General features: G+C 59.6%; 13 protein-coding genes. 10 read left to right on the top strand and 3 right to left on the bottom strand.

Features of this window, described 5'->3' with window-relative positions; translation table 11 throughout:
* Window positions 1-159: 159 nt before the first annotated feature.
* Together ftsB and ispD are read left to right on the top strand one after the other, a co-directional pair.
* Window positions 160-438, top strand: a complete 279-nt coding sequence (gene ftsB / locus MKZ87_RS10560) for a cell division protein FtsB (RefSeq protein ID WP_085697341.1) — start codon at window positions 160-162, stop codon at window positions 436-438.
* The gene (gene ispD / locus MKZ87_RS10555; protein ID WP_085702591.1) at window positions 435-1,142 is read left to right on the top strand and encodes a 2-C-methyl-D-erythritol 4-phosphate cytidylyltransferase; all 708 of its coding nucleotides are present in this window, start codon (window positions 435-437) and stop codon (window positions 1,140-1,142) included. The genes ftsB and ispD overlap by 4 nt, the downstream gene beginning before the upstream one ends.
* Here the strand turns inward: ispD and MKZ87_RS10550 are convergent.
* A complete protein-coding gene (locus MKZ87_RS10550) occupies window positions 1,139-2,035 on the bottom strand; it encodes a LysR substrate-binding domain-containing protein (protein ID WP_007954817.1) in 897 nt (298 codons plus the stop codon). The genes ispD and MKZ87_RS10550 overlap by 4 nt on opposite strands.
* A 115-nt stretch (window positions 2,036-2,150) precedes the next feature.
* Here MKZ87_RS10550 and MKZ87_RS10545 point away from each other — a divergent pair, with 115 nt between their 5' ends.
* From MKZ87_RS10545 to rpoS, 8 genes are all read left to right on the top strand, one after another.
* Entirely contained in the window at window positions 2,151-3,263 is a 1,113-nt protein-coding gene (locus MKZ87_RS10545) for an S-(hydroxymethyl)glutathione dehydrogenase/class III alcohol dehydrogenase (RefSeq protein WP_085702592.1), read from the top strand.
* 55 nt (window positions 3,264-3,318) lie between these two features.
* The gene (fghA, locus tag MKZ87_RS10540) at window positions 3,319-4,164 is read left to right on the top strand and encodes an S-formylglutathione hydrolase (protein WP_085697344.1); all 846 of its coding nucleotides are present in this window, start codon (window positions 3,319-3,321) and stop codon (window positions 4,162-4,164) included.
* 43 nt (window positions 4,165-4,207) lie between these two features.
* Entirely contained in the window at window positions 4,208-4,681 is a 474-nt protein-coding gene (gene ispF, locus MKZ87_RS10535) for a 2-C-methyl-D-erythritol 2,4-cyclodiphosphate synthase (protein WP_085702593.1), read from the top strand.
* Window positions 4,678-5,736, top strand: coding sequence for a tRNA pseudouridine(13) synthase TruD (truD, locus tag MKZ87_RS10530; RefSeq protein ID WP_011332702.1), 1,059 nt, complete (start codon window positions 4,678-4,680; stop codon window positions 5,734-5,736). Before ispF ends, truD begins: the two co-directional genes overlap by 4 nt.
* Entirely contained in the window at window positions 5,724-6,473 is a 750-nt protein-coding gene (gene surE, locus MKZ87_RS10525; RefSeq protein ID WP_085702594.1) for a 5'/3'-nucleotidase SurE, read from the top strand. The genes truD and surE overlap by 13 nt, the downstream gene beginning before the upstream one ends.
* A 41-nt stretch (window positions 6,474-6,514) precedes the next feature.
* On the top strand, window positions 6,515-7,150 hold the full coding sequence (locus tag MKZ87_RS10520; protein ID WP_170844894.1) for a protein-L-isoaspartate(D-aspartate) O-methyltransferase: 636 nt from the start codon (window positions 6,515-6,517) through the stop codon (window positions 7,148-7,150).
* 211 nt (window positions 7,151-7,361) lie between these two features.
* On the top strand, window positions 7,362-8,243 hold the full coding sequence (locus MKZ87_RS10515) for a peptidoglycan DD-metalloendopeptidase family protein (protein ID WP_085702595.1): 882 nt from the start codon (window positions 7,362-7,364) through the stop codon (window positions 8,241-8,243).
* 106 nt (window positions 8,244-8,349) lie between these two features.
* Complete coding sequence (gene rpoS, locus MKZ87_RS10510; RefSeq protein WP_007954831.1) at window positions 8,350-9,357, top strand: RNA polymerase sigma factor RpoS; 1,008 nt, start codon at window positions 8,350-8,352, stop codon at window positions 9,355-9,357.
* 488 nt (window positions 9,358-9,845) lie between these two features.
* On the opposite strand, the gene fdxA is transcribed toward rpoS, so the two are convergent.
* Window positions 9,846-10,169 (bottom strand): ferredoxin FdxA, encoded by a 324-nt coding sequence (gene fdxA, locus MKZ87_RS10505; RefSeq protein ID WP_007908827.1) that lies wholly within the window; start codon window positions 10,167-10,169, stop codon window positions 9,846-9,848.
* A gap of 163 nt (window positions 10,170-10,332) precedes the next feature.
* Entirely contained in the window at window positions 10,333-12,915 is a 2,583-nt protein-coding gene (mutS, locus tag MKZ87_RS10500) for a DNA mismatch repair protein MutS (RefSeq protein WP_085702596.1), read from the bottom strand.
* Window positions 12,916-12,989 lie beyond the last annotated feature (74 nt).

Genomic DNA, 12,989 nt, shown 5'->3' with positions numbered 1-12,989 from the left:
AGAAAGACACCGGATTGTGTCGGAAAAGTCGTGACAGCGATGGATTTGCCACTAATCTGATGCCTTATATGCACAAGCCTGGATATTCCAGGCTTCGTGCTATCAGATGCTTCAAAGTTTTGACGTGGCTGTCTTTTTTCACTGGATACCTGATATTCGATGCGCAGTCCTTACTGGTTGTTTCTCGTCTTGCTCTTGCTGCTGGCCGGTCTGCAGTACCGCCTGTGGGTGGGCAATGGCAGTCTGGCGCAAGTCGCCGAACTGAATCAGCAGATTGCTGAACAGCACGCCGAGAACGAAGCCTTGCTGGAGCGCAACCGGGTGATGGACGCTGAAGTCAGCGAGTTGAAGAAAGGCATGGAGACCGTTGAAGAGCGGGCTCGTCACGAACTGGGCATGGTCAAGGACGGCGAAACCCTTTACCAGTTGGCCCAATGATCGATTCCCTGCCGGCCTTCTGGGCCGTGATTCCTGCCGCGGGCATCGGTGCCCGTATGGCCGCGGACCGTCCCAAGCAATATCTGCAACTGGGCGGGCGCACAATTCTCGAACACAGCCTCGGCTGTTTCCTCGATCACCCGAGCCTCAAGGGGCTGGTGGTCAGTCTTGCCGTCGATGACCCTTACTGGCCGAACCTGGCCAGCGCCAGCGATCCGCGAATTCAGCGGGTCGACGGTGGAGCCGAACGTTCCGGCTCGGTACTCAATGCCTTGCTTCATCTGCATGCCCAAGGTGCCGACGATGAGGATTGGGTGCTGGTGCACGATGCGGCACGGCCCAATCTGAGCCGTGACGATCTCGACAAACTGCTCGCTGAACTGGCAAACGATCCGGTCGGCGGCTTGCTGGCCGTGCCGGCGAAGGACACCCTGAAACGGGTCGACAAACACGGTCGAGTGTTGGAAACCGTGGATCGCAGCGTGATCTGGCAAGCCTATACGCCGCAGATGTTCCGACTCGGTGCCTTACACCGGGCTTTGGCTGACAGTCTGGTGGCGAATGCAGTCATCACCGATGAAGCTTCGGCGATGGAGTGGGCCGGGTTGGCGCCGCGCCTGATCGAAGGCCGAGCGGATAATCTGAAAGTCACCCGCCCCGAAGATCTCGAATGGTTGCGCCAGCGCTGGGCCAATCGTCGTTAAATCCGGTACTCCGGCCGTTCGGCCAAACCTTCCTTGAGAAAATCCACCAGCTTGCGCACCTTGGGCGACAAGTGCCGCTGCTGTGGATACAACGCCCACACTGCCGTATTCGGCGGTTGATGCGCCTCCAACAAAGAAATCAACGCACCGCTGTGCAGATGTTCCAGCACGTAATAGTCCGGCAGCTGACACAATCCGACGCCTTGTAAGGCTGCATCCAGCACTGCTTGCCCACTGTTGCAGCGCCAGTTTCCCTGCACCCGTTGGGAAAATTCCCGCCCGTTTTGTTCAAGCTGCCAGATGTCCGAGCTGCCGATCAGGCAATTGTGTCGCCCTAGTTCCGACAGGCTGTGTGGGCGCCCGTACCGTTCCAGGTAGGAGGGCGACGCACACAAATACATGCGCCGCGGTGCCAGTCGGGTCGCCACCAGCCGGGAATCCTGAAGACGACCGAGGCGGATCGCCAGGTCCAGGCCTTCGTGCACCAGATCGAGTTGGCGGTTGGTCAGTTCAATGTCGATGCGCAATTGCGGGTAATGCCCCATGAACCGGGTCACCAGCGGCACGATGAAGCGTTCGCCATACGCCACGGCGCAGGTCATACGCAGCATGCCTTTGGGTTCGCTGGTCAGGTCGCCGACTGCGCGCAACGCTTCTTCGCGACCGTCCTGCAGGCGCTGACAATGTTGCAGAAAGGTCTGGCCGGCTTCGGTCAGTGTGACGCGCCGGGTGCTGCGGTACAGCAGTCGCGTCTGCAAACGCTCTTCCAGTCGTACGATTTGTCGACTGATGTGCGAGGAAGAAACGCCCAGGCGTTCGGCAGCCGCGGTGAATTGGCTGCATTCGGCAACGGCGACGAACTCGTCGATGCCTTCCCAGCGGTTTTCAGACATCGGGATTATCCCTGTATGGCAATAATGTTTTGCTTTTGCCCGGATTATTCATCAAGCGGCGCTGGACTACACTCCTTGTCTGGTTTTTATTCAATGGATTCACTGGAGAGTCAGCATGATCAAGTCGCGCGCCGCCGTTGCCTTCGAGGCCAAGAAGCCGCTGGAAATCGTAGAAGTCGATGTCGCCATGCCCAAGGCCGGTGAAGTGTTGCTGCGCGTGGTGGCTTCCGGGGTTTGCCACACTGACGCTTACACCCTGTCCGGTGCTGACCCGGAAGGTATCTTCCCGTCGATCCTCGGCCACGAGGGTGGCGCCATCGTTGAAGCGATCGGCGAAGGCGTGACTTCCGTGGCCGTCGGCGACCACGTCATTCCGCTGTACACCCCGGAATGCGGTCAGTGCAAGTTCTGCAAGTCGGGCAAGACCAACCTGTGTCAGGCCATTCGCACCACCCAGGGCAAGGGCCTGATGCCGGACGGCACTTCGCGCTTTTCCTACAAGGGTCAAACGATTTTCCACTACATGGGTACCTCGACGTTCTCCGAGTACATCGTGCTGCCGGAAATCTCCGTGGCCAAGATCTCCAAGGATGCGCCGCTGGAAAAGGTCTGCCTGCTCGGTTGCGGCGTGACCACCGGGATCGGTGCGGTGATCAACACCGCCAAGGTCAAACCGGGCGACACCGTGGCCATCTTCGGTCTCGGCGGTATCGGTCTGTCGGCGGTGATTGGTGCAGTGAAGGCCAAGGCTTCGCGCATCATCGCCATCGACATCAACCCGGCCAAGTTCGAAATCGCCAGGCAACTGGGTGCCACCGACTGCGTGAACCCGAAAGACTTCGATCGTCCGATCCAGGAAGTGATCGTCGACATGACCGATGGCGGCGTCGACTTCTCCTTCGAATGCATCGGCAACGTGCAACTGATGCGCGCAGCCCTCGAGTGCTGTCATAAAGGCTGGGGCGAGTCGGTGATCATCGGCGTGGCCGGTGCTGGCCAGGAAATCGCCACCCGTCCATTCCAGTTGGTGACCGGTCGCGTCTGGCGCGGTTCGGCGTTCGGCGGCGTGCGTGGCCGTACCGAATTGCCAAGCTATGTCGACATGGCACAGAGCGGCGAAATCCCGCTGGACACCTTCATCACCCACACCATGGGCCTGGAAGACATCAACAAGGCCTTCGACCTGATGCACGAAGGCAAGAGCATCCGTACCGTCATTCATTTCTGATCAATCGCGATGCCACGGTTGCCAGTGTGCAGCCGTGGTTGCGTAGGAGTCCTACATGAGTCTGGAAAACATCTCCTGTCAGAAAAGTTTCGGCGGCTGGCACAAACGCTATCGGCATCGCTCCGAGGTGCTGGGCTGCGACATGGTGTTCGCCGTGTACCTGCCGCCGCAGGCAGAGCAGGGCGGCAAGTTGCCGGTGCTGTACTGGCTGTCGGGCCTGACCTGCACGGACGAGAACTTCATGCAGAAAGCCGGCGCGATGCGCATGGCGGCCGAGCTTGGCCTGATCATCGTGGCGCCGGACACCAGCCCGCGTGGCCCGGATGTACCGGGTGATCCCGACGGGGCCTGGGATTTCGGTCTCGGTGCCGGGTTCTATCTGAATGCCACGCAGGAACCATGGTCGCGTCACTATCGGATGCATGACTATGTCGTGCAGGAATTGCCTTCACTGGTTGAAGCGCATTTCCCGGCCTCGGACAAGCGCAGCATCAGCGGCCACTCCATGGGCGGTCACGGTGCGCTGGTCTGTGCGTTGCGCAATCCGGGACGTTACCAGTCGGTGTCAGCGTTTTCGCCGATCAACAATCCGATGGATTGCCCGTGGGGTCAGAAAGCGTTCAGCCGCTATCTGGGCGAAGACCGTTCGAAATGGCGCGAATGGGATGCCTGTGCACTGATCGCCGACGCGGACGAGAAACTGCCTTTGCTGGTTGATCAGGGTGACCGCGACGACTTCCTCGCCACCCAGCTCAAACCCGAAGCCCTGCAACAAGCGGCAAAGCAAGCGGGTCATCCGCTGACGTTGCGCCTGCAACCGGGCTACGACCACAGCTATTTCTTCATTGCGAGCTTCATTGACGACCACTTGCAGCATCACGCGCGCGCTCTGAAGGGTTAATGCAGGTAGAATCACGCCCTGACAAAATTCGGGGCGTTTTTTTATGCGTATTGGCCACGGCTATGATGTGCACCGTTTCGCTGAAGGCGATTTCATTACTCTGGGCGGCGTGCGAATCGCACACGGCTTCGGGCTGCTCGCTCACTCCGACGGTGACGTCCTGCTGCACGCCTTGAGCGATGCCTTGCTCGGCGCGGCTGCGCTGGGTGATATCGGCAAGCATTTCCCGGACACCGACCCGCAATTCAAGGGCGCCGACAGTCGTGTGCTGCTGCGGCATGTGGTCAGCCTGATCCACGCCAAAGGCTGGAAGGTCGGCAACGTCGACAACACCATCGTTGCTCAGGCCCCCAAAATGGCCCCCCATATCGAATCGATTCGCGCGCTGATTGCCGCGGATCTGCAAGTAGAACTGGATCAAGTGAACGTGAAAGCCACCACCACCGAGAAGCTCGGTTTCGTCGGTCGCGAAGAAGGCATTGCCGTGCATTCCGTTGCCTTGTTGTTGCGCGCATGAACGAACTGCAACTGCTCGGCCCGCGGGCCTATGGTGACGCCCTTGGCACCGCCGTACTGAAAGCCATCGCCGAAGATTTCCAGGTCGATGAAGTGCTCGACATTCCCTTCAGCGGTGATGGTGAGCACCTGTGGATCTGGGTGGAAAAGCGCGGTCTGAACACCGAAGAAGCGGCACGACGCATCGCCAAGGCTGCCGGCGTGCCATTGCGTACGGTCAGCTATGCCGGCCTGAAGGATCGTCAGGCGCTGACCCGTCAGTGGTTCAGCGTGCAACTGCCGGGCAAGGCTGATCCGGATCTGTCGGCGGCGGAAAACGATACGCTGAAAATCCTCAAGACCACTCGACACAAGCGCAAGCTGCAACGCGGTGCGCATTCGGCCAACGGTTTCACCTTGCGCCTGACCCAGTTCAATGGCGACAAAGCCGCCATCGACGAGCGTCTGCAACTGATCGCCAAACAAGGTATCCCGAACTACTTCGGCGCTCAGCGTTTCGGCCATGATGGCGGCAATGTCGTCGATGCCCGTTCGTGGGCGGCGCGCAAGGCACTGCCGGAGCAGCGCAACGTGCGTTCGCGCCTGCTGTCGACCGCGCGCAGTTTTCTGTTCAATCAGGTACTCGCGGCGCGGGTGGCCGATGGCACCTGGCAACGTGCCCAGGTCGGCGATCTGCTGGCGTTCACCGACAGCCGCAGCTTTTTTCCGGCAGGTGAAGCCGAGTGCAGTGACCCGCGTCTGGCGATTCTCGACCTGCACCCGACCGGCCCGCAGTGGGGCGAAGGTGACTCGCCGGCGGCCGGGGTTGTCCATGATCTGGAGCAGGGGATTGCCGCACGCGAGGCGGATCTGCGTGATTGGTTGATTAATGCCGGTATGAGCCACGAACGTCGCATCCTGCGGCTGCCCATTGGCGGGTTGACGTGGCATTATCCCGAGCCTGACATTCTGCAACTGGAATTCGTCCTCCCGGCCGGATGCTTCGCCACCGTATTGGTGCGCGAACTCGTTGATCTGGTGCCGGTGGGGCAGACGGACAGCCCATGCGTATTCTGATTTCTAACGATGATGGGGTGACTGCGCCCGGTCTTGCCGCGCTTTATGCTGCGCTGGCGGATTACACCGAGTGCGTGGCTATCGCCCCGGAACAGGACAAGAGCGGTGCCAGCAGTTCGCTGACACTCGACCGTCCGTTGCACCCGCAATACCTGGACAACGGTTTTATCAGCCTCAATGGCACGCCGACCGACTGCGTCCACCTGGGGCTCAACGGTTTGCTGGAACGCGTGCCGGACATGGTGGTTTCGGGCATCAACCTCGGCGCCAACCTGGGTGATGACGTGCTGTATTCCGGAACGGTGGCAGCCGCCCTCGAGGGCCGCTTTCTCGAGCGCCCGTCGTTTGCCTTCTCGCTGGTTTCGCGGCTGGTCGACAACCTGCCTACGGCGGCCTACTTTGCGCGCAAACTGGTCGAAGCCCACGCCGTGCTCGATCTGCCACCGCGCACAGTGTTGAACGTGAACATTCCTAATCTGCCGATCGATCGCATTCGCGGCATTCAACTGACCCGTCTCGGCCATCGCGCCCGTGCGGCGGCACCGATGAAAGTCGTGGACCCGCGCGGCAAGGCCGGTTATTGGATTGCGGCGGCAGGTGACGCGGAAGACGGCGGCCCGGGTACCGATTTCCATGCGGTGATGCAGGGTTACGTATCCATTACTCCGTTGCAGCTCGATCGCACCTTCAATGATGCCTTCAGAAGTCTCGACGGCTGGCTGGAGGGGCTCAATTAATGGCTCGTGAACAAGACGACAGGCTGCGCAGCGGCATCGGGATGACGTCCCAGCGAACCCGAGAGCGCCTGATCCAGCGTCTTTACGAAGAGGGTGTTTCCAACGCCAGCGTGCTGGAAGTGATCCGTCGGACCCCGCGACACCTGTTTGTCGATGAAGCGCTGGCGCACCGTGCCTATGAGGACACCGCACTGCCGATCGGCAACAACCAGACCATTTCCCAGCCTTATATGGTGGCGCGCATGAGCGAACTGCTGCTGGAGGCCGGGCCGCTGGATAAGGTACTGGAGATCGGCACCGGTTCCGGTTATCAGACGGCGGTGCTGTCGCAACTGGTCGAGCGGGTGTTCTCGGTGGAGCGCATCAAGGTGCTGCAGGATCGGGCCAAGGAACGCCTGGTCGAGCTCAACCTGCGCAACGTAGTGTTTCGTTGGGGCGATGGCTGGGAAGGCTGGCCGGCGCTGGCGCCGTACAACGGCATCATTGTCACTGCGGTGGCGACCGATGTGCCTCAGGCTTTGCTGGATCAACTGGCACCGGGCGGGCGGATGGTAATCCCGGTCGGCTCGGGTGAAGTGCAGCAATTGATGCTGATCGTGCGCGAAGAAAACGGCTTCTCCCGGCACGTTTTGGGGGCGGTACGTTTCGTGCCATTGCTCAACGGTCCGCTGGCCTGAGCATTTGTTCCAGGATGCTGAATTCCTGTCGAACGTGCCTGTCTTACAGCGGCAGTGAATGTTTAAACAGGATGGATCGTCTACAGGCAAACGTGTGCGCCGAGCGATAGCGCTTCTATAAAGGTAAAGCCGGTTGCGCCCGTTATACTTGCGAAGTTTCATGCCGGAATCGGCACTCCACATTTTTCAGCCACCACAAAGGGAGCGGCGGGTGAGTCTCACAGTCATTGCGCAGCGTATGGGTAACACGAGCTTTCAGCGCCTGGTGACTGGCCTTGTCTTGAGCACCTTGCTGGTCGGTTGCTCCAGCACAAAATCGAACAACGTCCGGGTCGTCGATCGCAACAATTCGGTGGCCCAGCGTCCGGTCGTAACGACCGGGCAGTATGTAGTCCGTCCGGGCGATACGTTGTTTTCCATCGCTTTTCGCTACGGCTGGGACTACAAAGCCCTCGCCGCCCGGAACAATATTCCTACGCCATACACGATACATCCGGGTCAGACGATTCGCTTCGACGGTCGCACCGGTTCAACGCCGACGGCGGTCGTCAGCAACTCCGGTTCTTCAGCGTCTTCGTCCAGCAAAACCACGGTTATCCGGCGTCAGGCAAATGGCACGACGACCACCACAACCACCGGTTCCGGGGCCGCTTCCACGGCGGTTGTACCGTCCGTCGCCAGCAAGCCCGCGCCTGCTCCACTGCCTCCACCGGGCCCGGCCCCGACCGGCTGGGGATGGCCATCTAATGGCATTCTGATTGGTAAATTCTCTTCAAACGGTAGTTTGAATAAAGGAATTGATATCGCCGGAGATTTGGGACAGCCTGTTTTAGCTGCGTCTGATGGGACGGTGGTTTACGCCGGGAGTGGCTTAAGGGGCTACGGCGAATTAGTCATCATCAAACACAGCGAAACCTACGTCAGTGCTTACGGACACAACCGTCGGCTGTTGGTACGGGAGGGGCAGCAGGTCAAGGTCGGACAGACAATTGCCGAAATGGGGTCAACGGGTACAGACCGGGTGAAACTGCATTTTGAGATTCGCCGACAAGGTAAACCTGTAGATCCGCTGCAGTTCCTGCCAAGACGTTGATTTGCAGACCAGCCTGTTTCTTCACGTAGAGGGGACAGGCTCCAGCGTTGCCAAGGATAAAGGCGCCGCTTGAGCTTGGGGTCGAACTCACCAAAGGACTATAACAATGGCTCTCAGTAAAGAAGTGCCGGAGTTTGACATCGACGATGAGGTTCTCCTGATGGAGACCGGCATCGATTCGGATTCGATGTCGAATGATGAAGGGGCTGCTCCACCTTCCGTTCGTGCCAAATCCAAACACTCCGCTTCACTTAAACAACACAAGTACATCGATTACACTCGGGCACTCGATGCCACGCAGCTGTACCTCAACGAAATCGGCTTTTCCCCACTGCTCTCCCCGGAAGAAGAAGTTCATTTTGCGCGCTTGTCGCAAAGTGGCGACCCTGCCGGGCGCAAGCGCATGATTGAAAGTAACCTGCGGCTGGTGGTCAAAATCGCCCGGCGTTACGTCAATCGGGGGCTGTCGCTGCTGGATCTCATCGAAGAGGGCAACCTCGGACTGATCCGCGCGGTGGAAAAGTTCGATCCCGAGCGTGGCTTCCGCTTCTCGACCTACGCGACCTGGTGGATCCGTCAGACCATCGAACGCGCGATCATGAATCAGACCCGGACCATCCGGTTGCCGATCCATGTGGTCAAGGAGCTCAACGTGTACCTGCGGGCCGCACGGGAGCTGACGCAAAAGCTCGACCACGAACCCTCACCCGAAGAAATCGCCAACCTGCTGGAAAAACCGGTGGGCGAGGTCAAGCGCATGCTGGGCCTGAACGAGCGGGTTTCTTCGGTCGATGTCTCGCTGGGTCCGGATTCGGATAAAACCCTGCTGGACACCCTGACGGATGATCGTCCGACCGATCCATGTGAACTGCTGCAGGATGACGACCTGTCGCAGAGCATTGATCAATGGCTCTCGGAACTGACCGACAAGCAACGCGAGGTGGTCGTGCGCCGCTTCGGCTTGCGCGGCCACGAGAGCAGCACGCTGGAAGATGTAGGCCTGGAGATCGGCCTGACCCGGGAACGGGTGAGACAGATCCAGGTGGAAGGCCTCAAACGCCTTCGGGAAATTCTCGAGAAAAACGGCCTGTCGAGCGAGTCGCTGTTCCAATAAGCCGCCCGCGTGACCGCTATGCAAAAAGCCCCGACTGGTTCGGGGCTTTTTATTTGCGCTCTGGAAGCGGGAGGTTTTCCCGCCTTGTAGGTTTACTTTGTAAGCCTTTGCTGACTGTATCGTAAGTGTTCGTTATTTTTACCCTGCCGCTGAAGGCTATTGCGCTCGTTTTATATTCATAATCTATTGATTTATATGGTTATTTTTCAATGTTAAAGGCTTGTGACCAAGGATTAGTACGCTGGCGGCCAGTTGTGCCCATCGGCGAAATCTCTAGTATCTGGGTTGTGTCGACGGATAGACGCGCCCTTCAAGGAAGAGGGGAATGGACATCGCAGGACGCGATTCATCAGGACGATGAAAAGGAACACAGGGAATAGGGAAAAAATGTGGGCGGGTCAAACCGCCCCTTTTTTTGCCTGAAAAAAGCCAAATCCGAAAAAGCAAAAAGGCCCGCGAGGGGCCTTCTCTTCAAAACGCGGAACAGATCAGCGTTCGAGGTCTTTGATCTTGCCTTTGACGCCATCCCACTCTTCGGCATCCGGCAGCGATTCTTTTTTCTCGGTAATGTTCGGCCAGATCTCGGCCAGCTCTACGTTCAGCTGAATGAATTCCTGCATTTCTTCCGGAACTTCGTCCTCGGAGAAAATGGCCACGGCCGGGCATTCCGGTTCGCACAGAGCGCAGTCGATGCACTCGTCCGGGTGAATGACCAGGAAGTTCGGGCCTTCGTAGAAGCAGTCCACCGGACAGACTTCTACGCAGTCGGTGTACTTGCACTTGATGCAGTTGTCGGTGACGACGAAGGTCATTTCTAATTTTCTCCTCAGGCGGCGGCAGCGTTGCCCCTTCACGGTTGGGGTCGCCAGGTTCGGGAGCGATGTCTGCCAGCCAGGCTATTAGCCAGCAGCATCCCGAACCGCGCGAGATTCTAACAGCTTGAAGCCGTTTGCGTTATATCCGGTTCGTCGGTGCTTATATCCGGTTCTTTAGTGCATAGAGCATTTCGAGTGCACGACGCGGTGTGACGTCATCCAGATCCAGTTTGGCCAATTCATCCAGCACCGGATGCGGAAGGCTGGCAAACATATCGCTCTGCTGCGGCGTCGCCGGTTTGCCCTTGGCCGCCGGCTTCGGCGCTTCATGGGGCAGTGCGGTGTCTTCCAGGCGGCTCAGATGCTCGCGAGCACGCAAGATGACTTCGCTCGGTACACCGGCCAGTTGCGCCACAGCCAAACCGTAGCTTTGGCTGGCTGGGCCTGGCAACACATGGTGCAGGAACACGATGCGTTCGTTGTGCTCGGTCGCATTGAGGTGCACGTTGGCCACCAACGGTTCGGCCTCTGGTAACACGGTCAGTTCGAAATAGTGCGTCGCAAACAGAGTATAGGCACGCAGCTGAGCCAGTCGCTCAGCCGCCGCCCATGCCAGCGACAAACCGTCGAAAGTGCTGGTGCCGCGACCGACTTCGTCCATCAGCACCAGGCTGCGCTCGGTTGCGTTGTGCAGGATGTTCGCGGTTTCGCTCATTTCCACCATGAAGGTCGAGCGACCACCGGCGAGGTCATCGCTGGAACCGATCCGGGTGAAGATCCGGTCCACCAGCGACAGTTCGCAACTGGCGGCCGGCACGAAGCTGCCGATGTGTGCCAGCAGCACGATCAGTGCAGTCTGGCGCATATAAGTGGATTTACCGCCCATGTTCGGGCCGGTGATCACCAGCATGCGAGTGTTGTCATCGAGGCTAAGGTCGTTGGCCACGAACGGCGTGGTTAACACTTGCTCGACCACCGGGTGGCGGCCCTGGGAGATGCGCATGCACGGTTCGCTGACGAACGTCGGGCAATTCAGGTCGAGATTCAGCGCACGTTCGGCGAGGTTGCTCAACACATCCAGTTCGGCCAGGGCACCAGCAGTGTCCTGCAGCGGCGGCAACTGGCTGATCAGGTCTTCCAGCAGCGCTTCGTACAGCATTTTCTCGCGAGCCAGGGCGCGGCTCTTGGCCGACAGCGCCTTGTCTTCGAACTCTTTCAGTTCTGGCGTGATGAAGCGCTCGGCACCCTTGAGGGTCTGGCGTCGGATGTAATCCGCCGGCGCCGATTCAGCCTGTTTGCTCGGCAACTCGATGAAATAGCCGTGAATGCGGTTGTAGCCGACTTTCAGGTTGGCCAGACCGGTGCGGGCCTTTTCCCGGGCTTCGAGGTCAATCAGGAACTGGCCGGCGTTTTCGCTCAGCGATTGCAGCTCGTCGAGTTCGCTGTCGTACCCGGTTTTAAGCACGCCGCCGTCACGGATGACCGCCGGCGGGTTGTCGATAATGGCTTTTTCCAGTAGCGCCGCCAGTTCCGGATAAGTGCTGGTAGTGGTCGCCAGGCGTTGCAGGTGCGGCGCCTCAAGATCGGTCATCGCCGCTTGCAGTTCAGGCAGTGCGCCGAGTGCATCACGCAGACGAGCGAGGTCGCGAGGGCGGGCATTGCGCAGGCCGATCCGCGCCAGAATCCGCTCAATGTCGCCGATTTCCTTGAGCTGCGGTTGCAGGTTTTCAAAGCGATAGCGGTCGAGCAGGCAAGTGATCGAGCTCTGGCGAGCCAGCAGCACGGTCAGGTCGCGCAGTGGGCGATTGAGCCAGCGGGTGAGCAGACGGCTGCCCATGGCGGTCTGGCAACGGTCGACCACCGATTGCAGGGTGTTGTCGCGGCCACCGGCCAGGTTGGTATCGAGTTCGAGGTTACGACGGCTGGCGCCGTCCAGCACCACGGTATCGTCCAGCCGCTCATGGCGCAGGCTGCGCAGATGGGGCAGGGCGGTGCGTTGGGTTTCCTTGGCATACGCCAGCAGGCAACCGGCGGCACCGATCGCCAGGGTCAGGGTTTCGCAACCAAAGCCTTTCAGGTCCTGGGTGGAAAATTGCTGGCAGAGACTTTTCAGCGCCGAATCGCGCTCGAAATCCCACGGCGCACGGCGACGAACGCCACGGCGTTTTTCCGCCGGCAGATCCTTCGGCCAGTCATCCGGGATCAACAGCTCGACCGGGTTGACTCGCTCCAGCTCCGCCAGCAGATTTTCCCAGCCCTTGATCTCCAGCACCGTGAAGTTGCCGCTGGTGATGTCCAGCACGGCCAGGCCGAACAGACGCTCGTCGCCCAGCACCGCCGCGATCAGGTTGTCGCGACGCTCATCGAGCAGCGCCTCGTCGCTGACCGTACCCGGCGTGATAATGCGCACTACCTGACGTTCCACCGGTCCTTTGCTGGTGGCCGGGTCGCCGACCTGCTCGCAGATCACCACCGACTCGCCAAGCTTGACCAGTTTCGCCAGGTAACCTTCCGCCGCGTGGTAAGGAATCCCGCACATCGGAATCGCCTGCCCCGCCGACTGTCCGCGGGCGGTCAGGGTGATGTCCAGCAACTTGGCTGCCTTCTTCGCGTCCTCGTAGAAGATCTCGTAGAAGTCGCCCATGCGGTAGAACATCAGCTGGTCCGGGTGCTGATTCTTCAGGCGCCAGTACTGCTGCATCATCGGAGTGTGGGAGGACAGGTCGGAGACGGCTTTATTCATCGGATTGTCAGGCAACTCGTTCAAAGGTGTGGGGCAAAAGCGCGGCAGTGGCCGGGCTTTTCCGCGATGGGCGC

This window comes from Pseudomonas sp. MCal1 (assembly GCF_026341415.1).
Taxonomy (GTDB): Bacteria; Pseudomonadota; Gammaproteobacteria; order Pseudomonadales; family Pseudomonadaceae; genus Aquipseudomonas.
The sequence above is the reverse complement of the archived record's forward strand: the minus strand, read 5'-3'. Positions and strand labels throughout refer to the sequence as shown.